Annotated in this window: 22 protein-coding genes and 1 riboswitch; of the genes, 13 read left to right on the top strand and 9 right to left on the bottom strand. The window is 56.1% G+C overall.

Features of this window, described 5'->3' with window-relative positions; translation table 11 throughout:
* Positions 1–30: 30 nt before the first annotated feature.
* From LT85_RS22740 to LT85_RS22725, 4 genes are all read right to left on the bottom strand, one after another.
* Positions 31–642: a Fur family transcriptional regulator gene (locus LT85_RS22740; protein ID WP_156117615.1), complete on the bottom strand. Its 612-nt coding sequence runs from the start codon at positions 640–642 to the stop codon at positions 31–33.
* A 115-nt stretch (positions 643–757) separates the two neighbouring features.
* Positions 758–1,732, bottom strand: a complete 975-nt coding sequence (xerC, locus tag LT85_RS22735) for a tyrosine recombinase XerC (RefSeq protein WP_038497217.1) — start codon at positions 1,730–1,732, stop codon at positions 758–760.
* Between the two features lie 32 nt (positions 1,733–1,764).
* Complete coding sequence (locus LT85_RS22730) at positions 1,765–2,433, bottom strand: DUF484 family protein (RefSeq protein ID WP_038493506.1); 669 nt, start codon at positions 2,431–2,433, stop codon at positions 1,765–1,767.
* 196 nt (positions 2,434–2,629) lie between these two features.
* Positions 2,630–3,832: a porin gene (locus LT85_RS22725; protein ID WP_038493504.1), complete on the bottom strand. Its 1,203-nt coding sequence runs from the start codon at positions 3,830–3,832 to the stop codon at positions 2,630–2,632.
* Between the two features lie 593 nt (positions 3,833–4,425).
* On the opposite strand from LT85_RS22725, the gene LT85_RS22720 reads away from it, so the two are divergent.
* Positions 4,426–6,054 carry a tetratricopeptide repeat protein gene (locus LT85_RS22720; RefSeq protein ID WP_038493501.1) on the top strand — a complete coding sequence of 543 codons (1,629 nt, stop codon included), beginning with the start codon at positions 4,426–4,428 and terminating at the stop codon, positions 6,052–6,054.
* A gap of 28 nt (positions 6,055–6,082) precedes the next feature.
* Here LT85_RS22720 and dapF read toward each other — a convergent pair whose 3' ends face one another.
* Genes dapF through LT85_RS22705 form a run of 3 tightly spaced genes read right to left on the bottom strand, consistent with a single transcriptional unit; the run spans position 6,083 to position 8,745 of the window.
* The gene (gene dapF, locus LT85_RS22715; protein ID WP_038493498.1) at positions 6,083–6,940 is read right to left on the bottom strand and encodes a diaminopimelate epimerase; all 858 of its coding nucleotides are present in this window, start codon (positions 6,938–6,940) and stop codon (positions 6,083–6,085) included.
* A 51-nt stretch (positions 6,941–6,991) separates the two neighbouring features.
* Positions 6,992–7,885 (bottom strand): LpxL/LpxP family acyltransferase, encoded by an 894-nt coding sequence (locus tag LT85_RS22710; RefSeq protein WP_038493495.1) that lies wholly within the window; start codon positions 7,883–7,885, stop codon positions 6,992–6,994.
* Entirely contained in the window at positions 7,882–8,745 is an 864-nt protein-coding gene (locus tag LT85_RS22705) for a lysophospholipid acyltransferase family protein (protein WP_038493492.1), read from the bottom strand. Before LT85_RS22705 ends, LT85_RS22710 begins: the two co-directional genes overlap by 4 nt.
* A 458-nt stretch (positions 8,746–9,203) precedes the next feature.
* Here LT85_RS22705 and metK point away from each other — a divergent pair, with 458 nt between their 5' ends.
* From metK to metF, 5 genes are all read left to right on the top strand, one after another.
* Positions 9,204–10,364 carry a methionine adenosyltransferase gene (gene metK, locus LT85_RS22700; RefSeq protein ID WP_038493489.1) on the top strand — a complete coding sequence of 387 codons (1,161 nt, stop codon included), beginning with the start codon at positions 9,204–9,206 and terminating at the stop codon, positions 10,362–10,364.
* A gap of 194 nt (positions 10,365–10,558) precedes the next feature.
* Entirely contained in the window at positions 10,559–11,620 is a 1,062-nt protein-coding gene (locus LT85_RS22695) for an AI-2E family transporter (RefSeq protein WP_038493487.1), read from the top strand.
* 88 nt (positions 11,621–11,708) lie between these two features.
* Positions 11,709–11,783: riboswitch (S-adenosyl-L-homocysteine riboswitch) on the top strand.
* Between the two features lie 26 nt (positions 11,784–11,809).
* Positions 11,810–13,237: an adenosylhomocysteinase gene (ahcY, locus tag LT85_RS22690; RefSeq protein ID WP_038493485.1), complete on the top strand. Its 1,428-nt coding sequence runs from the start codon at positions 11,810–11,812 to the stop codon at positions 13,235–13,237.
* Positions 13,238–13,312: 75 nt separating this feature from the next.
* On the top strand, positions 13,313–13,657 hold the full coding sequence (locus LT85_RS22685) for a phage holin family protein (RefSeq protein ID WP_038497214.1): 345 nt from the start codon (positions 13,313–13,315) through the stop codon (positions 13,655–13,657).
* Between the two features lie 12 nt (positions 13,658–13,669).
* On the top strand, positions 13,670–14,512 hold the full coding sequence (metF, locus tag LT85_RS22680) for a methylenetetrahydrofolate reductase [NAD(P)H] (RefSeq protein WP_038493483.1): 843 nt from the start codon (positions 13,670–13,672) through the stop codon (positions 14,510–14,512).
* Positions 14,513–14,516: 4 nt separating this feature from the next.
* On the opposite strand, the gene LT85_RS22675 is transcribed toward metF, so the two are convergent.
* Positions 14,517–15,119: a 5-formyltetrahydrofolate cyclo-ligase gene (locus tag LT85_RS22675; protein ID WP_081992637.1), complete on the bottom strand. Its 603-nt coding sequence runs from the start codon at positions 15,117–15,119 to the stop codon at positions 14,517–14,519.
* Positions 15,120–15,148: 29 nt separating this feature from the next.
* Between LT85_RS22675 and LT85_RS22670 the strand changes: the two genes are divergently transcribed.
* The 5 genes from LT85_RS22670 (at position 15,149) to LT85_RS22650 (ending at position 20,249) form a co-directional block, all read left to right on the top strand.
* The gene (locus LT85_RS22670) at positions 15,149–17,125 is read left to right on the top strand and encodes a lytic transglycosylase domain-containing protein (RefSeq protein WP_038493481.1); all 1,977 of its coding nucleotides are present in this window, start codon (positions 15,149–15,151) and stop codon (positions 17,123–17,125) included.
* Positions 17,126–17,200: 75 nt separating this feature from the next.
* Positions 17,201–17,896, top strand: coding sequence for a glutathione S-transferase family protein (locus tag LT85_RS22665; RefSeq protein ID WP_038493479.1), 696 nt, complete (start codon positions 17,201–17,203; stop codon positions 17,894–17,896).
* Positions 17,897–17,954: 58 nt separating this feature from the next.
* Entirely contained in the window at positions 17,955–19,181 is a 1,227-nt protein-coding gene (locus tag LT85_RS22660) for a multifunctional CCA addition/repair protein (RefSeq protein ID WP_038493476.1), read from the top strand.
* 33 nt (positions 19,182–19,214) lie between these two features.
* Positions 19,215–19,919 (top strand): GNAT family N-acetyltransferase, encoded by a 705-nt coding sequence (locus LT85_RS22655; RefSeq protein WP_038493473.1) that lies wholly within the window; start codon positions 19,215–19,217, stop codon positions 19,917–19,919.
* A gap of 75 nt (positions 19,920–19,994) precedes the next feature.
* Positions 19,995–20,249: a YciI family protein gene (locus LT85_RS22650; RefSeq protein WP_038493470.1), complete on the top strand. Its 255-nt coding sequence runs from the start codon at positions 19,995–19,997 to the stop codon at positions 20,247–20,249.
* Between the two features lie 15 nt (positions 20,250–20,264).
* Here LT85_RS22650 and LT85_RS22645 read toward each other — a convergent pair whose 3' ends face one another.
* Positions 20,265–20,786, bottom strand: coding sequence for an Lrp/AsnC family transcriptional regulator (locus LT85_RS22645; RefSeq protein WP_038493468.1), 522 nt, complete (start codon positions 20,784–20,786; stop codon positions 20,265–20,267).
* A gap of 159 nt (positions 20,787–20,945) precedes the next feature.
* Here LT85_RS22645 and phhA point away from each other — a divergent pair, with 159 nt between their 5' ends.
* Together phhA and LT85_RS22635 are read left to right on the top strand one after the other, a co-directional pair.
* The gene (gene phhA / locus LT85_RS22640; RefSeq protein ID WP_038493465.1) at positions 20,946–21,824 is read left to right on the top strand and encodes a phenylalanine 4-monooxygenase; all 879 of its coding nucleotides are present in this window, start codon (positions 20,946–20,948) and stop codon (positions 21,822–21,824) included.
* Between the two features lie 412 nt (positions 21,825–22,236).
* The gene (locus LT85_RS22635; RefSeq protein ID WP_038493462.1) at positions 22,237–25,860 is read left to right on the top strand and encodes an indolepyruvate ferredoxin oxidoreductase family protein; all 3,624 of its coding nucleotides are present in this window, start codon (positions 22,237–22,239) and stop codon (positions 25,858–25,860) included.
* Positions 25,861–25,869: the final 9 nt, after the last annotated feature.

Below are 25,869 nucleotides of genomic sequence, written 5' to 3'. Positions count from 1 at the left end.
GCGCCTGCTGGCCAAGGATCAGGTAGCCTGCTAATGCGCGCAGTCAGCGCACCAGCCCTTGATCGTCAATTCGATCTCATGGCCCTGGAAACCTTTACCCAGCGTATCTTGCAAGGCTTGCTGCAACTGCTTGCGCAGCGCCGCCGGTGTGCTGTTGGCATGATTGTCGCCAAGCGTCAGTATGCTGTCGAGGAAGCCTGCGTCGCCACTGCCGTCCAGGCAAAACACCTTGGTGCAGCGGGTGCATTTGAAATGACCGTGCTGATGCTGGGTATGGTGCGCAGCGTCGCCGTGCGTCCCGGAATCGCCATGTTCGGCGCCGGCGCTATAGCGGAACACGCGGTCATCGCCGGCGATCTTGTGCGCCAGGCCGGCGTCGGTCAGGCAGTCTAGCGCGCGATACAAGGTTACCCGGTCCATTTCGACAAACTGGTCCTGCATGTCTTGATGCGAAAAAGCGCAACGCGCTTCCAGTAACGCAGCCAGGACTTTGATACGGACCGGCGTAATACGTAGCGCGGCTTCGCGCAACTGCGCCTCAGCCAAAGCTGCGGCATGCTGATGGGGGGCAGCCTTGGCGGCGGTTGCTGCCGCATGTGCAGCGGCGCCGGCAACAGACTTGGATTTTTGACCTGGGTTCATAGTGCGAGGCATGCTGCGGGGTTGTATAAGGCTTCAATTATGCCTGAAATGCAATTCAGTTGCATATTTGATGTGGGTTTCGAGACAAGGGCTTCATTCATTTCCCTATATGGCATTACTTGTCAGAGATTTTTTTTGCACGTGGGTGGGCTGCGTCGTAGACCTGCGCCAAGCGCTGGAAATCCAGCGATGTATAGACCTGGGTGGCGGCAATCGATGCGTGGCCCAGCAGTTCTTGCACCGCGCGTAAATCTCCTGAACCCTGCAGCATGTGCGACGCAAACGAGTGACGCAGCATGTGAGGATGGACGTTGCTGCCGATACCGAGCGCTTGCGCATGGTGTTTCAGACGCAGTTGGATCACGCGCGGCGATACGCGGCTACCGCGTTCGCTCAGGAATAACGCCGCCGCATGGTCAGCTTGATCGCTTTTACACAGCGTTTGCCGTAGTGGCAGCCAAGCAGCAATAGCTTTGATCGCCGGATCGCCCACAGGCACACTGCGCTTCTTGCCGCCCTTGCCGGTGACGGTCACTTCGGCGGCATCCAGATCGATCCAACCGGCCGACTCGTAGCCGTCCTGACGCGTATAACGCAGATCCAGCCCGGCTAGTTCTGAGACCCGCAAGCCGCTGGAATACAGCAGTTCAAACATGGCCTGGTTGCACAAAGCCATGCTGGAGCCGGCATCGGCGAGCGGATTGACGCTGGCGACCAGGTGGATGGCGTCATCGGCGGCCATGGCTTTCGGCAAGGGCTTGGCGCGTTTGGGTGCTTTGACCCCTTCGACAGGATTACTGGAAAGTGGGATTTGTTCTGCCAGCCACTCAAAAAATCCGCGCCAGGCGGACAGCTTGCGTGCAATCGAGCTCGGGCTCAAGCCGCGCGAGTGCAATTGCGCCGCGAATTTACGAATATGGAAATGGCTGATGGCGGCGAATTCCCACGTTTCGCCCAGCGCCTGGGTCAAGCTGGTCAGCTCCTGCAAGTCGCGTGCATAGTTGCTGATCGTATGCGCGGATAACTGGCGCTGTCCCGCCAGGCTATCGAGGTAGCTGCTCAGATAAGACTGGTTGGTGGCGCCGTTCACGTTCACGTTGTCGTTTATCCTTTGGTTCCGGTCTATTCGAGCAGGCAGGCGAGGGCAGCGCTTGCCGTCTCGCCGATCTGTACCAGGAAATCGGTCGCCATGTCGGCGCTGAAGCGTTGCGCATCGGGCGAGCCCAGCACCAGTAAGCCGAAGGTGGCTGAAGTTGTGCTGTCGCCGCTGCGTAGCGGCAGCATGGCCACGGACTGGATATCCTGCTCTAGCCAGGAGGCAGCTTCGAAATCATTGTTGCTGCCGCAAAATGGCATGCTCAAGCCATTTGCAAAAATCTTGGCATCTTCTGACGCAGCAGCGGCAAACCAGGTATGCGAATAGTCTTCGGAGACGCCCCAAAGACGCAAGGTGGCCTGTGGTACTGCAAATGTGGTGCGCAATCCATCTACCAGTGTATGCGGCAAATCGACATCGTTGCGTGCTAGCAGCAGGCTGCGGGTCCAACGATGCAATTTATGCGAGGTGGCGTCATTTTCCTGTGCATTGCGCACCATGTCCGCCAGCCGTAAATCCTGTACTTTGATTTTCTCGCGCAGTATTTCCATTTGCCGTTCTTGCAGCGATACTGCGCGGCCCAGCAGAGGGCTGCTGAGGCGAATTTTTGCCAGCAGTTCGGCATGTTCTTCGAAAAAATGCGGTGAGTCGATCAGATATTGGGCGACGTTATCGGGATCCAGAGGGGAGGTCATGTGCTGTGGTGTCGATGATGAAGAAAAGGAATGACCTAGGGTACACCGCGAAGCCGTTGTGTGACAACCTGAGGTTTTCAGAGAGCGACAAGGGGCTGCAGGCAATAAAAAACCCGCATGGCGAACCATGCGGGTTTTTTAGATCTTGATTCAAGTAACCTGGCCCGCTTGTTGCTGCGGGTTCGGCTAACTTAAATTAGAACTTGTGACGGATACCAACAGTAACTGCTGTTTGGTTAGCTGTGCCACCAGTGCCGTCGCCTTCAACGCCTGGGTTAGCTGCATTCTTAGCTTGCAGGTAAGAAGCGAATGCATACAGGTCGGTACGCTTGGACAGGAAGTAGTCTGTACCCAGGTTGTACTGGATCAGCTTACCGTTGCTGTTCAGGCCAGTGCCATCAGGAACGAAAGTCAGCTTGTTGTACTGAACGCTGCCCAACAGGTGCAGAGGAGCAGTCACAGAGTAGTTAACACCCAGTTCGAAGATGTCAGCTTTGCTGTTGTTAATCGAACCAACGCTGTAGAAGTTAGGAGCGCCAGAAGCGGTTGTCAGAGCAGTTGTGCCGTTCCATGCAGTAGCCAGTGGCTGCTTGACGCGCGACCAGTTACCGTACAGGCGAGCAGGACCAGCTTGGTAGCTTGCGCCCAGGCTGAATGTCTTCAGAGCTGTGTCGCCAGCCTTGCCGGCGAATGCTGGAGCGTTGTTAGTCAGCGAAACGTCAGACGGTGTATTGCCCAGCTTCGATTGGTAGTAAGCAGCATACACACCCAGTGGGCCGTTTGCGTACTGACCGCCCAGACCGAACGATTGACCGCCCGAAGTTTGACCAGCTGTTTCGCCGAAGCCATAGATCAGGCTACCAGTGAAGCCGGACAGATTTGGCGTGTTGTAGCGGATCGAATTGTTAGTACGTGTACCTTCCAAACGGTCCAGGTTGTGACCGACGGAACCAGTTACGCCACCGAAATCTTGAACCGAAGTCCATTGGCTAACGTCGTCCAGGATGTCAGTTTGACGACCCAGCAGAACGGAACCGAAGTCACCGCCCAGGCCAACTACCGATTTACGACGGAACAGAGTCGACGAACCCTTGTCGCTTTGCAGCGCGCCAGTGTCGTTCGAGAAGCCAGCTTCCAATTGGAACAGAGCCTTCAGACCGCCGCCCAGATCTTCAACGCCCTTGAAACCCAGACGCGAACCTTGGATGATGCCGGAGTTAACAGCAAATTTGCTGCCGTTGGCGGACGTTGTGCCATTTGGGCCAGCATTTGCAGTCGAAACCTTGTTGGTGTATGTGATACCAGTATCAACGATACCGTAGATGGTTACGGAGCTTTGAGCTTGTGCTGCACCTGCGATTGCGCCGAGTACGGCCAGTGCGATTAGTGATTTCTTCATTTGACGTCCTTTATTTAGAAAACTGTCTTAAGGATCCGTACATCTTGCCGGATGGATGAACATTAAGGGGTCTCGCCGTCTATGCCTGTGGTTTGGTTTCCTGTGGCGCTATAAATTGGTCGAAATTGGAGAAGATTGTTAATTCTGTTGTATTTTTGGGACATCTATTAACGGCCCAGTGTTGCTTTCGCAGCTCAAGCTTTCTCTTGTTTCCATGGTAACCGTTCGAACTTTCCTGAGCAGAACTATGTAAAGTTAGGCAATAAAAATCAGGCAATAGCTCGAGGACATTAATCTATGCAAAAAACCGGGCGGTGTCGCCGTCTACGGCTAAGGCCTGGGATGTTGCGTATTTATAAAATATTTCACATCGATTAAGTTTTGTATGTCTTTGATACTAAAATATTGCTTTTGATACATATCTTGACTGTTTGAGTCGAATAGCTGGATTTGTCATGTTCTTATGGGAATCTTTATCCGCCACAAACGTCCAACGCCTTGTTGTATAAAAGATTCATATATTGTAAAAAATGGGCGGAAATAAAATTTTATGAATTTATCGGGGATAATTTACGTTTTAGTAGTGAGTGCTTATGGCTAAACGTGAAGATTTGGCGATTATTCGCGCGGCCCGTGCAGGGCAGGGGCCGGCGCAACTGGCCTTGGGTAAACGTTATCTATTTGGCGGCAATGGATTGCCGCAAAGTTTGTCGACCGCGCTGCATTGGCTGGATCGGGCCGCGCAGCAACAGGAATCTGAAGCCTGGATGTTGATCGGGAGTCATATTCCGTTGGATGTGGCGCGTGCGGCAGCCGATCCATTTGCCCTGTGCGTCTGGTATGAGCGGGCTTTCGATGCGGGTCTGATGCAAGCCGGGCTGGTGCTGGCGCAGCTGGTGCTGGCCGGCGAGGGGCAGGCTGCAGCGCAACATGTGTCGCAAGGATTGCGCGTGAAGGTAATCAAAGTTTTGGAAACAGCGGCTAATGCGGGTGTAGCGGAAGCCCAGTGGCTGTTGGCGCAACACGCTGACATCGCTCCGCAACCTTCTACTGAAAGAAAATCGCTGGACGAACATGTTATCGCTGTCCAGTCGCACAGGCTGGCTGAACAGCAGGCGGAGCAGGACGCCACTTTGAAATGGACAGCACGAGCCGCCGATGCCGGCGTCACGCAGGCTCAGCAATCATTGGCTCAGTTGGCTTGGGAAAAGTCTGACTGGCCGGTTTTTCTCGAAAGAGCCTTGCCATTAGCGAAGGCGCTGGCCGAACAATATGCCGATATCCTGGCGCAATTGAATGTGCCATCGGAAACTCTGGCTCGCCAGCTAGGTGAAGAGAACCTGTCTTTGCTGCTGCGTTGCGCCCAAGTGCTGCAGACTAATGCCAGTTTCGATGCCGGAGAGGTGCAGCAGTTTCTCGAGCTCGCCGCCTATGGGGATGATAAAACTGCACAACTGGCGCTAGGTCTTTGGTATGCCCGTATGAATAGCGATGGTGAGCGCTTACTAGTAGGGACCGGTTCAGCCAATTACAAAAAAGCCATCCGCTGGCTGACACTGGCCGGTGAGGCTGGTTTGGCCGATGCCTGGTACGCCTTGTCACGAATCTATTTGAAGTCTGAATTTTCCCAGCGCAATCTGGTTGATATGCAGCGCCATCTGGAGCATGCAGCTGAAATGGGCCATTGTGCGGCGCAGTTGGAGTGCGGTTTGAGCGCCTGGCGCAATCGCCGTGAGAAACTGGCCAACGACGTCAGGGCTGTGTACTGGTTGCAAAAGGCGGCAGCGCAAGGCAATACCGAGGCTGCAAGTTTATTGGCAAAGATTGCCGATAGCGCGCAGCCGGCCCCTTGGGCCGAATCGGCGAAACAGCAATTGACGCGTGAGCTGGTCACAGCGCATCCGTTTCTTGCCGCGCGCATCGAGCTGGCGACCATATTCGGCCTGAGCCGGCCGGAAGCCTTGTTGCTGGATTTGAACCAGGCCGATTGCGGGCATTGCCTGGTGGTCGACATCCGGGGGCATTATGCGCGCAGCAAGCGGCGGCTGATCCAGATCCAGACCGGTGAGGAACGCCAGGCGTTGAGCCGGGTTGCACGTTTGTTCGAAGATGTGGATTGCGGCCCCAACGGACCCGAAGGCAACTATCGCCAACGCCTGTATCGTTTCAAGGCAGCGGTGCCGGTTGCAGTGTCTGGAACCGAAGCCGACGATCTGGCCTAGGAGGCTGTTGCCCTAAGCCGATAGGTTCTTAGGCGGCGATCTCGATTTCGCCTTCGAATACCGATACCGCCGGACCGGTCATCATGACCGGATGCTGGTCGCCCGCCCATGCAATAGACAGTTCTCCACCGTGCGTCTGGACTTTCACCGGCGTATCCAGCAAGCCGCGGCGGATCCCTGCCACCACTGCAGCACAAGCTCCTGTACCGCAAGCGAGGGTTTCACCGGCGCCGCGTTCGAACACCCGCAGCTTGATGTGATGACGATCGACAATCTGCATGAAGCCGGCGTTGACCCGTTTCGGAAAGCGCGGATGATGTTCTATCAGCGGGCCATCGATCAAGACCGGCGCTGCTTCACACTCCTCGACCACTTGCACCGCATGCGGGTTGCCCATCGATACCACCGATATCCAGATTTGCTTGTCCCGGATATCCAGCGGCCATAGTGCATCCTCGCCTTGCATCCGGCTACTCAGGTTGCTGGCGTCAAACGGCACGGCGGCCGGCGTCAGGACGGGCGCGCCCATGTCGACCGTTATCCTGCCATCGTCTTCCAGGCGCGGTTCAATAATGCCCGACATGGTTTGCACCCGGATCGCACGTTTGCTGGTCAGGCCCTTGTCGGTGACGAATTTGACGAAAGCGCGCGCGCCATTGCCGCATTGTTCGACTTCACCGCCATCGGCGTTATAAATCCGATAGCGGAAATCGACTCCTTCTGCCGGCGACTTTTCCACCACCAGCATTTGATCGGCGCCGACGCCGAAGCGGCGATCTCCCAGCATTTGCCATTGCGCCGCAGTGAAATCGATGTGCTGGCTGATCGCGTCTATGACGACGAAATCATTGCCAGCACCGTGCATTTTTGTGAATTTGAGTTTCATATGTCTATTATCACGGAAATCACGGAAACCGTGTTTGGATGCTGCGGTGTTTCAAGTTTGTTCTGGCGTTGACGAGGCGTAGACATCTGCTTGTCCTGGCGGCCGGGTCTTGAAGCGTTTGTGGGCCCAAAAATATTCGGCTGGCGCTTCCAGGATACGAGCTTCGATAAAGGCGTTCATGCGCCGGGTGGCTTCTGTCATGTCGTCGCCAGGGTAGTTTTCCCAGGCTGGATAGAATGTGACCTTCCAGCCTTTGTAGCCGGGGAGGAAAGTCGCAATCATTGGCACGACGCTGGCTTTGGTGGCGGCGGCAATCCGTGCGGTGGCGGTTAGTGTTGCCGTCGGGATACTGAAAAACGGCACGAACTCTGCATCTTTCATGCCGAAATCCATATCCGGCAACATGATGAAAGGATAGCCTTCGCGCATGGCGCGAATGATGGGCTTGACTCCTTGTTCACGGGAAAACAGCTTGACCGGCCGGAAGCGCGAGCGTCCCTTCAGCAGCGCGGCATCCGTCACCGCATCTTGCTGGCGCGTATAGATAGTGCAGATCGATACCGATGAATTCAGCACCAGTGCAATCCCCGGAATCTCCAGACAGACGAAGTGCGGGCATAACAGGATGGTCGGCCCCGCCTGTAGCGTGCTGAGAGGCAGGTCGGATTCGATCTTGATCAGACGTCGCAAGCGCGTTTCCGACGCCCACCACAAAACGCTGCGTTCCAGCACGCTACGCGAATAAGCCTGGAAATGGCGGCGCGCCAGCGCGACACGTTCTTGTTCCGGCATCTCGGGAAAGCACAGGCGCAGATTGGTCAGCGTAATGTGCCGTCGCGGCTTCATGATGATAAACAGCAATGAGCCTAGCGCTTCGCCGACCGGGCCGAGGATCCATAGCGGTAAAAAATGCGCCAGCCACAAAAGTGCCAATAGCGCCCTCATGCTTGCGGTTCCTGCGCGGTGGAATCCATTGCCGGCGTAACTCCCGGCGGCGTCTTGTAGCGGTTGTAGCTCCAGATATATTGCGCCGGACAACGCGCAATCAGCTGTTCCATCGCCTGGTTGATGGCGAGCGTACGTTGTTCAGGGGTGTGGCCCGGAGTTTCGTCAAAAGCTACGAAGCGGATCACATAGCCGCGCCCGAAAGATAGTCGTTCGGCATAGGACAAGATGATAGGCGCGCCGCTCATCTGCTGCAGCTTTGCCGGCAGCGTCATGGTGTAGGCGGGACGACCGAAAAAATCGGCCCATATGCCTTCGCCGTTTTGCGGTACCTGATCGGGTAGCAAGCCGATTGCCTGCCCCTTTTTTAGCGCCTTGAACAAGGTCCGAACACCAGCCAGGTTGGCTGGCGCCAGCAGCAAGTTGTGGCGTCCGCGCGCCCCTTCGATCAAGGGTTTCAGAGCTGCCTTGCGCGGCGGCCGGTATAGCGCTGTAAGTGGGGTCTTGGTGGCGATTGCCTGGGCGATGACTTCAAAGCATCCCAGATGCGGCGTCAGGAAAATTACGCCGGTCTTGGCATCCAGAGCGGCCTGCGCCAGTTCCCAGTTTTCGATGGTGGCAGTGCGCAACACCCGTTGCGGCGACGCACACCAGATGAATGGCAACTCAAACATGCTCTTGCCGGATTCACTGATAGCTTGCGACAGAGTGGCTTGATAACCGGCCTGCGTCAGGTTGTCTTTCAATTTTTGGCGGTACGAGGCAGAGGCGAGATAGACCAGCCAGCCGCCAGCCGTGCCCATAACATGTAAGAAAGAAAGCGGTAGTTTTGAGAGCAGGCGAAAGAGTGATACGAGCATTGGATGAGGCCTAAAAGAGCTAAGGAGCCGTCAGGAAATAAGTTGACCATTGTGCTGGCCGTAGCTGGCGCCCTGCGGCGTTAGCCACCGCTTGCAGTGCTTGCACTGCGGCGTGTCGTCTGCCTTGCATCGCATCCAGCCACGACAGCCAAATAGCCAACTTATTCCCTGACGCCCCCTAAACAAAGCCCAAAAGGGGCCGGATTTTGCCGATTTTTTTCAAGAGGCGTAAAATAGCACAATAGTATGGAATTCAAATAACGTTGCGATATCGTTTTGAATCGTGTTTTGAATTGCCGAAGTTTGCTTATAAGAATTATCTTAATATATAGTAATCAGCATTATCCGCCGAGTTAATAGACAACTTGCGAGGCGGAATACAAATTTCGCTAAAGCGTCGCAGGCTCAACAAGTTTGACTGCGACATGGTCACCACTTGTTTTTTGTTGGAGCTTGCAATGGCACATGAATACCTCTTCACCTCGGAATCTGTTTCTGAAGGTCACCCTGACAAAGTCGCAGATCAAATCTCCGATGCAATTCTGGACGCAATTTTCACGCAAGACCCGCAAGCCCGGGTCGCCGCTGAAACCCTCTGCAACACCGGCCTGGTAGTACTGGCGGGTGAAGTCACCACTTTCGCCAATGTCGATTACATCGCCGTTGCGCGTGAAACCATCAAGCGTATCGGTTACGACAACGCCGACTACGGCATCGACTACAAGAGCTGCTCGGTGCTGGTCGGCTACGACAAGCAATCGCCGGATATCGCCCAAGGTGTGGATGAAGGCAAGGGCCTCGATCTCGACCAGGGTGCTGGCGACCAGGGCCTGATGTTCGGCTACGCTTGCGACGAAACGCCGGAACTGATGCCAGCCGCGATCTACTACGCGCACAGAATCGTCGAACGCCAATCGCAGTTACGCAAGGATGGCCGGCTGCCTTGGCTGCGCCCAGACGCCAAATCGCAAGTCACGCTGAAATACGTCGATGGCGTTCCAGTTGCAATCGATACCGTGGTGCTGTCGACCCAGCACGCGCCGGAAATGCTGCACAAGGCCATCGAGGAAGCAGCGATTGAAGAAATCATCAAGCCGGTGGTGCCGAAGGAATGGCTGCAGAACACCCGTTACCTGGTTAATCCGACCGGCCGTTTCGTCATTGGCGGCCCGCAAGGCGATTGCGGCTTGACCGGACGCAAGATCATTGTTGACACCTATGGCGGCGCAGCGCCCCATGGCGGCGGCGCATTTTCCGGTAAGGATCCGTCCAAGGTTGACCGTTCGGCGGCCTATGCCGGCCGTTATGTGGCGAAGAATATCGTTGCCGCCGGTCTTGCCAGCCGTTGCCAGATCCAGATTTCGTATGCGATCGGTATCGCCAAGCCGACTTCGGTGATGGTGACCACTTTTGGCACCGGCAAGATCAGCGACGAAAAGCTGGCGCAATTGGTGCTGGAGCATTTCGACCTGCGCCCCAAGGGTATCGTGCAGATGCTTGATTTGCTGCGTCCGATTTACCAAAAAACTGCAGCCTATGGCCATTTCGGCCGCGAAGAGCCGGAATTCACTTGGGAGCGCACTGACAAGGCTGCTGCCCTGAAAGCCGCCGCTCTGTAATTGTTTGATCGAGCATGGCGAGTTCTTTCTCGCCATGCTGCATATCGGCGACGCCAGAATCGTGCTTTGCACGATGGTTACGACTTGTTACACTGATCATCTCAGTGACTATCCTAAAAGAAAGATGCAAGAGCATTATTTCGCCAGCGCTATATCGCGCTCGATCTTTGCGCTTGATCTAACCAAGTCCCCACATGGCCTCCGCCCCCAAATCCGTTCCTGAATCCACTACTCGTCAACTACGGCCGGTCATCACCGAACTGCCGCGCTTTCGCCTGGCCGCCTGGCTGGTAGCCCTGACGGTGCTGTTTTTGGTGATGTCGCTACACATGTTGACGGCGCTGCTGGCCGGCTTACTGGTGTACGAGCTGGTGCGGGCGCTGACGCCGTTTGTCCAGCGTCGGCTTACCAGCGAACGGGCCCACCTGATCTCCGTCGTCTTCTTGTCTTCAATCATCATTGGACTGCTGACCCTGGTCATTTTTGGCCTGATTGCTTTCTTTCATGGCGGCCCTGACCGCCTGCAAGTGTTGCAATCGAAATTGCTGGTAGTGCTGGACCAGGCGCGCACGCAACTTCCGGTGTGGCTGCAGCAATATTTACCCGATGACATCGACGATATCCGCCAAATGATCGGTGACTGGCTGCAATCCCACAGTGGCGAAGTGCAGCTGGCGGGCCGGGAGGCGGTGCAGGTATTCGTGCATGTGCTGATCGGTATGGTGCTGGGCGCCATGGTGGCGCTGAATGCTGCGCATCCGATGCCGTTGCTGCAACCGCTGGCGAGAGAGCTTCTAGGGCGCGCGCATCTGCTGGCGGACGCCTTCCGCCGCGTCGTGTTCGCCCAGATCAAGATTTCCCTGTTGAATACGGTCTTGACGGCGATCTTTCTGTTGGTCGTGTTGCGGCTTGGCGGTATTCATCTGCCTTTGACCAAGACCATGATCATCGTCACTTTCCTGGCGGGATTGCTGCCGGTGATCGGGAACCTGATTTCCAACACGCTGATCGTGCTGGTCGCCATGTCGGTATCGGTGTACGTGGCCTTGGCGGCGCTGGTGTTCCTGGTAGTGATCCACAAGCTGGAATATTTCCTGAATGCGAAGATCGTCGGCACGCAAATCAATGCGCGCAGCTGGGAATTGCTACTGATGATGGTGCTGGCCGAAGCCGCATTCGGCTTGCCGGGGCTGGTGGCGGCGCCGATTTACTATGCTTATATCAAGAGCGAGCTGCATGAAATGGGCTGGGTTTAAGGGCGGGCCGGCTATTCGCCAATCCGGATAGCCTGAATTTGTATTGCGGTCAGCCGAAAACCTGCCGTTTTGCTTTAAAATGACAGGCCGTATCCAAGGAGCGTTGCGACAGACATAGTCTGCCAGGCTTGGTACAGTCAACATGCAACCGCGCTCACGTTACTTTTTTTCTAACGAAAGGAGGGCGTGATGAACGCCGCTGTAATGAACTCTACAACCTCTTCAACCCAAGACTACGTCGTTGCCGATATCAGCCTGTCCGGCTGGGGCGACAAGGAAATCAAGATCGCCGAAACTGAAATGCCGGGCCTGATGGCGATTCGCGACGAATTCGCAGCAGCCCAGCCGCTCAAGGGTGCGCGCATTACCGGTTCGATCCACATGACGATCCAGACCGCAGTCCTGATCCAGACGCTGGAAGCGCTGGGGGCGAAGGTCCGTTGGGCATCTTGCAATATTTACTCGACCCAGGATCACGCCGCTGCCGCCATCGCCGCTACCGGCACACCTGTGTTCGCTTTCAAGGGTGAATCGCTGGACGACTATTGGGAATTCACTCATCGCATTTTCGAATGGCCGGGTGAAGAGCAAGCCAACATGATCCTGGATGATGGCGGCGATGCAACTCTGTTGCTGCATCTCGGCACACGCGCAGAAAAAGATGCTTCTGTCCTGAACAATCCGGGTTCGGAAGAAGAGATCTGCCTGTTCAATGCGATCAAGAAGAAGCTGGCGACATCGTCGAACTGGTATTCGACCCGCCTGGCGCAAATCAAGGGCGTCACCGAAGAAACCACGACCGGCGTGCATCGCCTGTACCAGATGCACAAGGAAGGCAAGCTGGCTTTTCCTGCCATCAACGTCAATGATTCGGTGACCAAATCGAAGTTCGACAATCTCTACGGTTGCCGCGAGTCGCTGGTCGACGGCATCAAGCGCGCTACCGATGTCATGATCGCAGGCAAGGTCGCTGTGATCGCCGGTTACGGCGACGTCGGCAAGGGTTCGGCCCAAGCCATGCGCGCTTTGTCGGCGCAAGTGTGGGTGACCGAAGTCGATCCGATCTGCGCTTTGCAGGCGGCAATGGAAGGTTATCGCGTTGTCACCATGGAATACGCGGCTGAGCACGGCGACATTTTCGTCACCTGCACCGGCAACTATCATGTCATCACGCATGCGCACATGCAAAAGATGAAAGACCAGGCAATCGTTTGCAACATCGGTCACTTCGACAATGAAATCGAAGTCGCCGCCTTGAAGCAATACACTTGGGAAAACATCAAGCCGCAAGTCGACCACATCATCTTCCCTGACGGCAAACGCATCATCCTGCTGGCTGAAGGCCGTCTGGTGAATCTGGGCTGCGGCACCGGCCATCCATCGTATGTCATGAGCTCGTCGTTCGCTAACCAGACCATCGCCCAGATCGAATTGTTTGTGAACACCAAGGCCTATCCGGTTGGCGTGTATACATTGCCAAAACACCTGGATGAAAAAGTCGCGCGCCTGCAGTTGAAAAAGCTGAACGCGCAACTGTCGGTACTGACGGAAGAGCAGGCTGCTTACATCGGCGTCAAGCAAACCGGTCCTTACAAGCCGGAACACTATCGTTATTAATCGCTAGGCCACCGGCCGCCAGGCAAAACCATGTATGGCGGCCGGCAGATGCCGCATAACCAAGAGGAAAACGCAATGCGCTTACTGATAACCTGGCTAATCAATACCCTGGCCTTGCTGGCGGTGCCGTATCTGATGCATTCGGTGCAGTTCACCAGTTTCGGTGCGGCGTTGATCGCAGCGCTGGTGCTGGGTTTCGTTAATACCCTGATCCGTCCGGTCCTGCTGCTGCTGACTTTGCCGGCAACCTTGCTGACCCTGGGTTTGTTCATCTTTATCATTAACGGCCTGATGTTCTGGCTGGTGTCGCATCTGGTAAGCGGTTTCTATGTCGCCAGTTTCTGGTCGGCGGTAGGTGGTGCGATCTTGTACAGCATCGTTTCATGGGCGCTGTCCACGCTGCTGTTGAAGAAAAATTGATTGGCACAGAAAATGACACAAAAGAATTTTAGTATTGAATTTTTCCCGCCGAAGACACCCGAGGGCACCGAAAAGCTGCGGGTGACGCGCGCCAAACTGGCAGAACTGCATCCGCGCTATTTCTCGGTCACTTTCGGCGCAGGCGGTTCGACCCAGAAGGGCACGCTGGATACCGTGCTGGATATCCGCAGCGAAGGCCACGAAGCGGCGCCGCACCTATCCTGTCTGGGCAGTTCGCGCGAATCATTGCGCGCCATCCTGACGCAATATAAGGATCACGGTATCAAGCGCTTGGTGGCTTTGCGCGGCGATTTACCGAGTGGCTACGGCGCGATGGATTTTTCTTCCGGTGAGTTCCGCTACGCGAATGAACTGGTGGAATTCATTCGTGCGGAAACCGGTGACTGGTTTCATATCGAAGTCGCGGCTTATCCTGAGATGCATCCACAGGCAAAGTCGCCGCAAGACGACGTGCAGCGTTATGTGAGCAAGGTAAAGGCCGGCGCCAACGGCGCTATCACACAGTATTTCTACAATGCGGACGCGTATTTCCGTTTTGTCGACGAAGCGCAAAAATTGGGCGCGACGGTGCCGGTGGTTGCCGGCATCATGCCGATCACCAACTACTCGCAACTGATGCGTTTTTCCGACATGTGCGGCACTGAGATCCCGCGCTGGATTCGCCTGAAGTTGGCCAGTTATGGCGACGACACCGATTCGATCCGGGCTTTTGGCCTGGATGTGGTGACGCAACTTTGCGAGCGCTTGCTGGCCGGCGGCGCACCGGGCTTGCATTTCTATACGCTGAATCAATCGCCTGCGACGATTGCCATCTGGCAGCGCCTGAAGTTATAAGTGCTTATAAGCCGATTGATTCGGTAATGACGGTGTCCAGCGCAATATCGTGCGGCGCGCCGTCAAAATCCACCAATCCGCAGGAATAGGCTATCCCGATTGCTTGCGGACGTGGAGTCGACGCCAGCGTCCTGTCATAAAAACCGCCGCCATAACCTAGCCGTATCCTGTGCCGGCTAAAGCCGACGCAGGGAATCAACAAGGCAGACGGCGTCGCCGTCGCGCCGCTGGCTGGAATTGCAACGCCAAAACTATCCTTGCTCATGGTATCGCCCGGTGTCCACGCCACAAAGCGTAAGGGACTATCGTTATCAACCACGATCGGCAACGCAAGCAGTATGCCGCGGGCTGCCAGTTCGACGTAAGCGGGCCGCAAATCCGGTTCGCTACGGATCGGCCAATACACGCCCAGTACGCTGTCCGGATGGGCCAGTCGCCATTGCATGGCCCAGGCAATTACCCGTTGTCCGAGTTCCGCATCCCAGTCCCGGCGAGCGTTTGCATCTATTGCACGCCGTGCCGCCAGCAGCGCAGGCCGTAACAGTGCTTTGTCCCGATGGCTTTCGGGTGTTGCATCACTGGCATCACATGCTATGCTAGACGTCATCGCTCGTACCCGTAAAAAATAGGTTTAACATGTTTAAAAAGAAATGGCTTGCTGTTATCGCTGTCGCCGTGGCTTCCTCTGCGGCCCTGACAAGTACAGCTTATGCGCAAAAGCGCTCCACAAACAGCGCAGCTATCGGCAGTTATGCCAGCCAGGATGACGCATTCCTGGCCTTGCGCGACGCTTCGCGTGCAAATAACCCCGACAAGGCGGAATTGCTGGCTTCTACCTTGAGCGATTATGACATTCCTTCGTATGTCGATTATTACCGTCTGAAGCCACTGATCAAAGATCTGGTAGCGCCACAGGCCGATATTCGCGACTATCTCAACCGTTACGAGGGCAGCGCGATTGCCGACCGCCTGCGTAATGATTGGTTGCTGGAACTGGGCAAGGCTGGCGACTGGGCAACTTTCGACGAACAATATCCCAAATTTGTGCTCGACGATGACACACAGTTGAAATGCTATGCGCTGACTTCGGCCGCCTTGAAAGGCACGAATGTAGCGGCAGAGGCACGTGCATTGCTGACCACGCCGAAAGATTACGGCCCGGGTTGTACCGATCTGATCGGTACGCTGGCGCAAAATGGCCAGTTTACGGCGGACGACGTCTGGTTCCAGATCCGGCTGGCGGTGGAATCCGGCTTTGCCGGCGTGGCTCGCCGTATGACACCGTTTGTCGATGCCGATGACGCCCAGGTGGCGCAAGCCATCGATAAATCGGCGCTGGTGCTTGCGCGTGGCCCGGGTGCCGGACGTAGCGGTCATGAATTATTCATTCTTGCGCTCGGACGTGTCGCTAAAAACGATACCGGCCGCGCCGCCGGGGCGCTCAATGCGTCTTCCGACCAGCTGACATCCTCGGAACGTTCGCTGGCATGGGCGCAGATCGCGCTGCAGTCGGCGCTGAAACTTGAGCCGCAAGCCATCGATTATTGGCGTCAGGTGAAGGGTAATGCAGTATTGTCCAGCGATGCCTATCAGTGGCGCGTGCGCTCGGCGCTGCGTGGCGGTGACTGGAAATTGGTCCGCAGCGGGATCGACGCGATGCCTGCGGCTTTGCGCGCCGATCCAACCTGGATTTACTGGCTGGCCCGTGTCGATCAAACCGAAGGCAAGACCGACGAGGCACAGCAGAAATTCCAGTCGATCGCGGACCAGACCAATTTCTATGGCCAGTTGGCGCTGGAAGAACTCGGGCAGAAAATTATTGCAGTTTCTTCGACACAGGCATTTACCCCCGCAGAAATGGCGGCGATGACAAATAACCAAGGCTTTCGTCGCGCCCTGCGTTTCTTCGACATGAATCTGCGTTTTGAAGGCGTGCGCGAATGGAACTGGGAATTGCGCGGAATGACTGACCGGCAATTGTTGACGGCCGCTGAATTTGCGCGCCAGAACAATGTCCTTGACCGTATGGTGAACACGTCCGACCGGACCAAGGTTGAGGTTGATTTCAACCAGCGTTTTCCGTCGCCGCATCGCGACGTCATGACGACCAATACTCAAAACCTGGGTCTTGATATGGCCTGGGTATACGGCGTGATCCGGCAAGAGTCGCGCTTTATGCGCAGCGCCCGCTCGAATGTTGGCGCCAGCGGCCTGATGCAGGTGATGCCGGCGACGGCGAAATGGGTCGCCAAGAAAATCGGACTAAGCGGCTTTACCACCGACCAGATCTCTGACGTGAATACCAATATTCTATTGGGGACGAATTACCTGAGCATGGTGTTGTCCGATCTCGACGGCTCGCAAGCGCTGGCATCTGCGGCATACAACGCAGGCCCTGGCCGGCCGCGTGCCTGGCGTTCGACCTTGCCTGGCACGGTGGAAGGTGCGATTTTTGCCGAGTCGATTCCGTTTAACGAAACGCGCGGCTACGTCAAGAATGTACTGTCCAATGCGACCTATTATGCGGCTTTGTTCGACGGCAAGCCGCAATCCTTGAAGGCGCGTCTGGGTACCGTCGCACCCAAGGGGTTTGTCGAATCGGCGTTACCCTGATAGTGGTATTTCTACGGTCGCCAGCTTGCTTGACGTATTGCATGGCATCTTGAATTTGCAGTCCCGGAGCAGTATATGCAAACCACAGAACTCGATCCAAGCCTGTCGGCTGCTTTGGAAAAAGCCGGTAAAGATGGCCTGACGCTGGTGATCGCCAATAAAAACTATTCCTCATGGTCGATGCGGCCATGGGTGGCGATGACTGCGTTCGGCATTCCGTTCAAAGAGCACAAGATCTTGTTACGACAGGCGCAGACTGCCAACGAAATAGGACGTTTTTCCGCCAGCGGCCGGGTGCCGATCTTGCTGGTGGGAGAGATGGCGATCTGGGACTCTCTCTCAATTTGCGAATATCTGGCGGAGCAGTTTCCCGATCTGTGCATGTGGCCGCAAGATACGTTGGCGCGCGCTACCGCCCGCTCAATATGCGCCGAGATGCATTCCGGGTTTGCGGCCCTGCGCTCAGACATGCCGATGGATATTCGCGCTCACAAGCCTGGCCACGGACGTACTGCAGGTTCTCAGGCAGATATCGCCAGGGTGATTGAAATCTGGGAAACCTGTTTGTCCGAATTCGGCCATCACCAGTTCTTGTTCGGCGCATTTTCGATTGCCGATGCCTACTTTGCACCAGTTGTCATGCGTTTCCACAGCTACGGCGTCTCGTTGGCGCCCGCGCTGCAAGCCTATGCCGAGCGGGTCCAGGCCCATCCTGCTGTGGCGCGCTGGATTCGTGAGGCGCTGGCGGAAACCGAAGTATTGCCAAAGTAAGTATTGCCGGACCAGTCATTGCCGGATGTGCATTTCATTACAGGTTCAATTGATAGACATGAAAGTTTTTGCAGTGGGCGGCGCGGTACGCGACGAATTGCTCGGATTGCCGGTAAAGGATCGCGATTACGTGGTGGTCGGAGCGACGCCGGAAGACATGCTGGCGCAAGGATTCCGTCCGGTCGGAAAAGATTTTCCAGTATTTCTCCATCCGCACACGCATGAAGAATATGCGCTGGCGCGCACCGAACGCAAAACTGCACCAGGTTATAAAGGTTTCGTATTTCATACCGCCTCTGACGTCACGCTGGAGCAAGACCTGGTGCGCCGCGACCTGACCATCAACGCCATCGCACGCGCAGAAGACGGTACCCTGGTTGATCCGTTTAACGGTCGCCAGGATTTACAGGGCCGTGTGTTTCGCCACGTCTCCGGCGCTTTTGCTGAAGATCCGGTGCGTATCTTGCGTATCGCCAGGTTTGCTGCGCGCTTTACCGATTTCACGGTGGCGCCCGAGACCAATATCTTGATGCAAAGCATGGTGGCTGCTGGGGAAGTGGATGCATTGGTGCCGGAGCGCGTCTGGCAAGAACTGTCCCGCGGCCTGATGGAACAACAGCCATCGCGCATGTTTGAAGTGTTGCGCGCATGCGGCGCATTAGCGCGCATCCTGCCAGAGCTGGACGCTCTGTGGGGCATTCCGCAACCGGAAAAATATCATCCGGAAATCGATACTGGGGTGCACGTGATGATGGTGGTGGATACCGCCGCCCGTGCAAATTATCCGCTTCCGGTGCGCTTTGCCACCATCATGCATGATCTGGGCAAGGGCGTGACGCCGGCAGCCGGCTGGCCCAGCCATCACGGTCACGAAGGTCTTGGCGTCGAACTGGTGGAACGTGTTTGCCAGCGTCTCAAAGTACCGAGCGAGGCCCGTGACCTGGCGCTGATGACGACCCGCGAACATGGCAATGTCGGCCGCGCTTTCGAGCTGCGTGCAAGCACTATCGTCAACTTGCTGGGACGTTGTGACGCCTTTCGCAAGCCGGAGCGTTTTATTGATATGCTACGTGCCACCGAATGCGATTCCCGTGGCAGAACCGGCTATGAGGAAAAGCCGTTTCCACAGCTGGCTTATTTGCAGGCTGCGCTGCGGGCGGCGCAGTCGGTCAATGCCGGCGTCATTGCCGGCATGTTCCAGCAGCAGCCGCAGCGGATACCCGAAGCGATTCACGCTGCCCGGGTCGAAGTGGTTGAACAATTGGTGCAAGCACAGCGGCAATGATACGGATCAGCTGATCAGACCAGAGAGGCCAGGATGACAGCGACAGAGGCGAAGGGGCGCGGCAACAGCGAGACAACCGCCGGTGGCGCCGGCTCCGGGCAATCCAAGACATCGCGGCCGATCATTTTCGTCAAGGAATTGTCGCGCCGTGCACGCAAGCGGCTATTGCGCCATTTTCTTGCGCTCACCAGTGGCGACCGTCTGCTGCGCTTTGGTTCGGCGTTGTCGGATGATCTGGTCAGCCGCTACGTCGACAATATCGATTTCTCGCGCGATACCGTATTCGGCGTCTATGACCGTAAGCTGCGCTTGCTCGGCGTCGGCCATCTGGCGTTCGCGCCACGCGAAACACGGCCCTCTGTGAGTGCTTCCACCTCCAAGGAAAGGGTGGCTGAATTCGGCGTTTCCGTCGCTGCGTCGGCGCGTGGCATGGGCGTCGGCAGCCGCCTGTTCGAACGCGCAGCGATACGTTGCCGCAATGTCGATATCGATACCCTGTACATGCACTGCCTGTCATCCAACAAAGTGATGATGCACATCGCCAAGAAAGCCGGAATGGCGATCCATCGCGATTACGGCGAGGCCGATGCGTATCTGAAATTACCCCCCGCGAACCCTGCCAGCATGCTGCAGGAAGCTGTGCAAGAACAGGCGGCTATGCTTGACTACACCTTCAAGGCAAATCTGCGTGCTGCGCTGAAATGGCTCGGCAATCTGCCCGGCATCAAGCGTGACTAGGCGGCAGGGCCCAGACCCGAGCCGGTAATTTCAGATAAGATTGCCCTCCCGTCATTCGTATCCGGCAAATCTTCCATGACTCGTTATTTGGTGACCACATTTCGCACGCCTGCATTCCAGGCCCGCGTGGTTGAGCAGCATTATGCTTTTCTCGATCAATTGCGGGAGCAAGGCAAGCTTGAACTGGCCGGTCCGTTCGCCGATAAATCCGGCGGCGCGTACCTGATCAAGGCCGCCAGTCTGGAAGAGGCACGCAACCTCGCGTTTGCCGATCCGGTGCATCTCACGGGATCGTCGGTGGTGACTGTCTATGAATGGAATGCGGTCTAAGATGCGGTGGCTGGGTTAAAGCAAAGGCAACGCTGTCGTATCTTTCACCCGCTGCAAGGCAAAACTGGATTTTACGTCCAGCACGGCTGGATGACGTAGCAAGGTTTCCATCATGAAGCGGGAAAAATGCGCCATGTCCTCCACATGCACCCTTAACAGAAAATCCATTTCGCCGGTCATTGCATAACAGGCGACCACTTCTGGCCAGCGTTCCACGGCGGTTGAAAAAGAAACCCGGGGCGACATGGTCTGATGTTGTGCCGCCGCGGCTTTGGTGCCGCTCAGATATTGCGGGTCGCTATGTTTTTCCAACCGGACGTTGATATAAGCCAACAGGCCCAGGCCGATCTTGTCCGGCTCCAGCAGCGCCACATACTGTCGTATCACGCCCGCCTGTTCCAGCTGTTTGATACGGCGCAGGCAAGGCGATGGCGACAAATTGACGCGCTCGGCCACCTCCTGATTGCTCAGGCGGCCATCCTCCTGCAAGATCGCCAATATTTTACGATCGGTTGCATCCAATGCAATGGTTGGCATAAATGACCTCAAAGAGAATGTTTTTTGACATATTAATGCGCAAATTTAAGGCTGGTGGACAAATTTTGCAATTAACTGCTCGCGAGTCACCCCTATACTGTACACATAGAACTAGTAAAACGCGTTGAATCCGGGACAGAGAGAATGAATGCAAACGTAATGGAAATGAACTTGAACACCGATGATTTTTTTGCCGCCGTCGCTGAAAAGTCGGACGGCACGTCGTTGCGTGGCGACTACAGTAAGATCGACGCGCAATACGTCGTCAAGCAGGACTGGGACGCCTACACGCCGGAGCAGCATGCGCTGTGGCGCCGCCTGTACCAACGCCAGGCCAAGTTGATTCCCGGCCGGGCTTGTGACGTGTTCATCGAAAGCCTGGAGTTGCTGAATATTGGCGACGGCATTCCTCGCTTCGAGGAAAGTTCAGCCTTGCTGTTCAAGGCTACGGGCTGGACGCTGGTAGCCGTACCAGGCCTGGTGCCAGATCACACTTTCTTCGAACATTTGGCCAACCGCCGTTTTCCGGTCACAGTCTGGCTGCGCGATCCGGAAGAGTTCGACTACATTGTGGAACCCGACGTTTTTCATGATTTTTTCGGTCATGTCCCGCTATTGTTCAATCCGATTTTTGCGGATCATTTACAGGATTACGGTATCGGTGCGCTGAAGGCTATGAAGCTGGACGGCTTGTCGATGCTGGCGCGCCTGTACTGGTACACGGTTGAGTTCGGCCTGATCCAGAGTCCGGAAGGTTTGCGCGTATATGGCGCCGGTATCCTCTCATCCGGAGGTGAAATCGAACATTGCCTGAGCAGCCCGGCGCCGTTGCGCCTGCCGTTTGATGTTGAGCGTGTGATGCGCACCTTGTACAAGATCGACTCTTATCAGGAAACCTATTTTGTCATCAAAGACTTCAAGCAGCTGTTTGATGACACCGCGCCAGATTTCACACCGATCTATGCGCGCCTGAAAGCACGGGAGCCGTTGCCTGCGAATGCCTTGCTGGCTGGTGAAACAAATCTGGCATTGAAATAAAAAAGCGGATCCTGCCGGGGAGAGCAGAATCCGCGAACTAGTGATAATGGGAACACTAGAGGGAGGAATGCCCGACATGGCTGGTCCAGGGGAGGTATTCAGCCATATCAGACAAGGCCCCATTACACGCTGAGTAGCTCCCCTTATCTACTCGATTTACCAGTTGTTACAGTTGTTACCCTGCGGGGCCTGTTCGCACTCCCAAATCAAGTACGAACAGCCCCCATGACGCGGTTGATTGCTGCGGCGTGCATTGAGTCAGCCCCTCTCATGTGGTAGTGTTGGGGCCGTAACAGGCAGGAAAAAAGCAGGAAAAAAATGAACGATTTGCCCACAAGGCGAAGACGTTTGACCGCGTAGGATAACCTCCACGCAGTGCAATCAAAAACATAATTTTTGGCACGGAGACTGAATGAACGCACCACTCAAATCGGCGGAAGCCTTGCAGCCCAACCAAACGGCGCAAGCGTCTGAAGCGGATAATATTACCCTTGATGATAAATTTACACTAGAACGTGGCCGTGCTTTCATGACGGGCACGCAGGCCATTATTCGTTTGCCAATGTTGCAACGGCAGCGCGATGTCATGGCTGGCCTGAATACTGCCGGTTATGTCACCGGTTATCGCGGCTCACCGCTTGGCAGCGTCGACCTGACCGCGGCCAAAGCAAAAAAATACCTCGAATCGCATCACGTCAAATTCCACCCCGGCATGAACGAAGACCTTGCCGCGACCAGTGTCTGGGGTACGCAGCAGGTGAACCTGTTTCCGGGCGCGCAATATGACGGCGTATTCGGCATGTGGTACGGCAAAGGCCCAGGCGTCGACCGCTGCGGAGACGTTTTCAAGCACGCCAATATGGCCGGTACTTCCAAGAATGGCGGCGTACTGGTATTGGCCGGCGACGATCATGCGGCAAAGTCGTCGACGACCGCGCATCAAAGCGAACACATCCTGAAAGCCTGCGGCATCCCGGTACTGTATCCATCGTCCGTGCAGGAGTATCTAGACTATGGCTTGCATGGCTGGGCCATGAGCCGTTATACCGGTTTGTGGGTATCGATGAAATGCGTCACCGACCTGGTCGAATCCGGTGCATCGATCGATCTCGATCCGGACCGCGTCAAGATTGTGTTGCCTACCGATTTCGAATTGCCTGCGGATGGTTTGAATATCCGTTTGCCCGATACCGTGCTGGGACAAGAAGCACGGATGAACAATTACAAATGGTATGCCGCGCTGGCCTATGCCCGCGTCAACAAGCTGAACCAGATCATCTGGGACAGTCCGGTCGCCAAGATTGGCATCATCACCGCCGGTAAATCGTATCTGGATACGCGCCAGGCGCTGGCCGATCTCGGCATCGATGAGACTGTGGCGCGTGATATCGGCATCCGGCTGTACAAGATCGGCATGACCTGGCCGCTGGAAGCGGAAGGTGTGCGTGAATTTGCGCAGGGCCTGGAAGAAATCCTGGTGGTTGAAGAGAAACGCCAGATCCTGGAATACCAGGTCAAGGAAGAACTCTACAATTGGCGCGACGATGTACGGCCGCGTGTCGTCGGCAAATTCGACGATACCGGCGAATGGAGCAACCGCAGCGGCGAAGGCCATGGCGACTGGTTGCTGCCGGCTACCTATGAACTCAATCCTGCGCAAATCGCGCGTGCGATTGCGACCCGCGTGTCGAAATACTTTGCCGGTCATCCGGTAGCGCAGCGCGTGCAGCAGCGGGTGGCCTATCTGGAGGCCAAGGAAGCGCTGCTGAACATCAGCAGCAAGCCTGATCCGAACAAGGACCGCGTACCGCATTTCTGCTCCGGCTGCCCGCACAATACCTCCACCAAACTGCCGGATGGCAGCCGCGGCCTGGCTGGTATCGGCTGTCATTACATGGTGCTGTGGATGGATCGCGAATCGTCGACCTTCACCCACATGGGCGGAGAAGGCGTCACCTGGGTTGGGCAAGCGCCATTTACGTCGGAAAAACACGTGTTCGCCAATCTTGGCGATGGTACTTATTTCCACTCCGGCCTGCTGGCGATCCGCGCATCGGTCGCCGCCAAGGTTAACATCACCTACAAGATCCTGTTCAACGATGCGGTAGCCATGACGGGCGGCCAGGCGTTCGACGGTCCGCTCGACCCGGCCATGATTTCACGCCAGATTGCGGCGGAAGGCGTGACGCCGATTATCGTGGTGACCGACGAACCGGAGAAATACGCATCCAATACCGACTGGGCGCCGGGCGTAACAATCCGCCACCGTAGCGAACTCGATGCCGTGCAACGTGAACTGCGCGAAATCGAAGGCACTTCGGCGATGATTTACGACCAGACCTGCGCTTCGGAAAAACGCCGCCGCCGGAAACGCAACGAGTATCCGGATCCGGCCAAGCGCGCAGTCATCAACGAAGCCGTTTGTGAAGGTTGCGGTGATTGCAGCGTGCAGTCGAATTGCTTGTCGGTAGAGCCGTTGGAAACTGAATTCGGCCGCAAACGCCAGATCAACCAATCCTCATGCAACAAGGACTTCTCTTGCGTGACCGGATTTTGTCCGAGCTTTGTCACGGTCGAAGGCGGTAGCCTGAAGAAACCGGCAAAGATCGCTGCGATGCCGGCAGCCGCTGCGGCACCTGTCGCCGCTCTGCCGTCGCCGGTCCTGCCTAACACCATCAAGCCGTACGGCATCCTGGTGACCGGTATCGGCGGTACCGGCGTCGTGACTATCGGCCAGATACTGGCGATGGCTGCCCACGTCGAAGGCAAGGGTTGTTCGGTGCTGGACATGAGCGGCCTGGCGCAAAAGGGCGGCCCGGTGATGTCGCATGTGCGGCTTGCCGATCATCCCGATGATATTTATTCGACCCGCGTCGGCACCGGTGATGCCGATCTGGTGATCGGTTGCGATGCGATCGTCAGCGCCAATCGCGATGCCTTGTCGCGCATGGGCGAAGGCCGGACCTACGCGGCGATCAATTCGACCAAGACGCCAACGGCGGCATTCGTCAAGAATCCGGACTGGCAATCCCCTGATGCAGCAGCCGAGCATGATATCCGCGCAGCCTGCGGCAGCGATCGGGTGGAGTTCATCAATGCAGGTCAAATTGCGACTACCTTGATGGGCGATGCGATCGCCACCAATATGTTCATGCTGGGCTATGCCTGGCAAAAGGGCTGGGTGCCGTTGCAAGAAGCATCGCTGATGCGGGCGATCGAGCTGAATGCATTGCAAGTCGCATTCAACAAACAAGCCTTTGTCTGGGGCCGTACAGCGGCAATCGATCTGGCTGGACTGGAAAAACGTACCCGTATCAGCGATACGCCGACGCAGGTGATCGAGTTCAAGCGCACGCCGAATCTGGACGACCTGATCAAGCGCCGGATGGCATTCCTGACTTCATACCAGGATGCCGCTTATGCAGAGCAGTACCGTGTCTTCGTCGAGCAGGTACGGGCTGCTGAGCTGCCGCATACGGAAGCCGGACGCGGCGCGCAGCGCTTGAGCATGGCGGTCGCTACGTATCTGTTCAAGCTGATGGCTTACAAGGACGAGTACGAGGTTGCGCGCCTTTACACTGACGGCGCTTTCAAAGCGAAAATTGCCGCCATGTTCGAAGGCGGCTACAAGCTCAAGTTTCATCTGGCGCCACCGTTGCTGGCCAAGCACGATACCCATGGCCATCTGATCAAACAGGAATTCGGTTCGTGGATGATGCGCGCTTTCGGCGTCCTGGCGAAATTGAAATTCCTGCGTGGCAGCGTGCTGGACATTTTTGGCTACACCGCCGAGCGCAAGGTAGAGCGTGCCTTGATCGTGCATTACAAGGAAACAATTTCTTCCTTGCTGCCGAAACTGACTGCCGGTAATCTGGCTACTGCTGTCGCGATAGCCAGCCTGCCGGAAGAAATTCGCGGTTATGGTCACGTCAAGGACCGGCATCTGGCGGCGACACGCGCCAAGAAAGCACAGTTGCTGAATCAGTTTGCTGCACCTGAAGCAAAAGGGGAGTTGTCTCGTTCGATCGCTGCCTAGTTGTTTTTA

It is taken from the genome of Collimonas arenae (genome assembly GCF_000786695.1).
Taxonomy (GTDB): domain Bacteria; phylum Pseudomonadota; class Gammaproteobacteria; order Burkholderiales; family Burkholderiaceae_D; genus Collimonas; species Collimonas arenae_A.
This window is presented reverse-complemented; position numbering and strand designations above follow the sequence as displayed.

Excerpts from the sequence above, each read along its gene's own strand:
- LT85_RS22740 (WP_156117615.1), bottom strand. The coding sequence starts at position 642 with ATGAACCCAGGTCAAAAATCCAAGTCTGTTGCCGGCGCCGCTGCACAT.
- LT85_RS22730 (WP_038493506.1), bottom strand. The coding sequence starts at position 2,433 with ATGACCTCCCCTCTGGATCCCGATAACGTCGCCCAATATCTGATCGAC.
- LT85_RS22725 (WP_038493504.1), bottom strand. The coding sequence starts at position 3,832 with ATGAAGAAATCACTAATCGCACTGGCCGTACTCGGCGCAATCGCAGGT.
- LT85_RS22720 (WP_038493501.1), top strand. The coding sequence starts at position 4,426 with ATGGCTAAACGTGAAGATTTGGCGATTATTCGCGCGGCCCGTGCAGGG.
- dapF (WP_038493498.1), bottom strand. The coding sequence starts at position 6,940 with ATGAAACTCAAATTCACAAAAATGCACGGTGCTGGCAATGATTTCGTC.
- LT85_RS22710 (WP_038493495.1), bottom strand. The coding sequence starts at position 7,885 with ATGAGGGCGCTATTGGCACTTTTGTGGCTGGCGCATTTTTTACCGCTA.
- LT85_RS22705 (WP_038493492.1), bottom strand. The coding sequence starts at position 8,745 with ATGCTCGTATCACTCTTTCGCCTGCTCTCAAAACTACCGCTTTCTTTC.
- metK (WP_038493489.1), top strand. The coding sequence starts at position 9,204 with ATGGCACATGAATACCTCTTCACCTCGGAATCTGTTTCTGAAGGTCAC.
- LT85_RS22695 (WP_038493487.1), top strand. The coding sequence starts at position 10,559 with ATGGCCTCCGCCCCCAAATCCGTTCCTGAATCCACTACTCGTCAACTA.
- ahcY (WP_038493485.1), top strand. The coding sequence starts at position 11,810 with ATGAACGCCGCTGTAATGAACTCTACAACCTCTTCAACCCAAGACTAC.
- LT85_RS22685 (WP_038497214.1), top strand. The coding sequence starts at position 13,313 with ATGCGCTTACTGATAACCTGGCTAATCAATACCCTGGCCTTGCTGGCG.
- metF (WP_038493483.1), top strand. The coding sequence starts at position 13,670 with ATGACACAAAAGAATTTTAGTATTGAATTTTTCCCGCCGAAGACACCC.
- LT85_RS22675 (WP_081992637.1), bottom strand. The coding sequence starts at position 15,119 with ATGACGTCTAGCATAGCATGTGATGCCAGTGATGCAACACCCGAAAGC.
- LT85_RS22670 (WP_038493481.1), top strand. The coding sequence starts at position 15,149 with ATGTTTAAAAAGAAATGGCTTGCTGTTATCGCTGTCGCCGTGGCTTCC.
- LT85_RS22665 (WP_038493479.1), top strand. The coding sequence starts at position 17,201 with ATGCAAACCACAGAACTCGATCCAAGCCTGTCGGCTGCTTTGGAAAAA.
- LT85_RS22660 (WP_038493476.1), top strand. The coding sequence starts at position 17,955 with ATGAAAGTTTTTGCAGTGGGCGGCGCGGTACGCGACGAATTGCTCGGA.
- LT85_RS22655 (WP_038493473.1), top strand. The coding sequence starts at position 19,215 with ATGACAGCGACAGAGGCGAAGGGGCGCGGCAACAGCGAGACAACCGCC.
- LT85_RS22650 (WP_038493470.1), top strand. The coding sequence starts at position 19,995 with ATGACTCGTTATTTGGTGACCACATTTCGCACGCCTGCATTCCAGGCC.
- LT85_RS22645 (WP_038493468.1), bottom strand. The coding sequence starts at position 20,786 with ATGCCAACCATTGCATTGGATGCAACCGATCGTAAAATATTGGCGATC.
- phhA (WP_038493465.1), top strand. The coding sequence starts at position 20,946 with ATGGAAATGAACTTGAACACCGATGATTTTTTTGCCGCCGTCGCTGAA.
- LT85_RS22635 (WP_038493462.1), top strand. The coding sequence starts at position 22,237 with ATGAACGCACCACTCAAATCGGCGGAAGCCTTGCAGCCCAACCAAACG.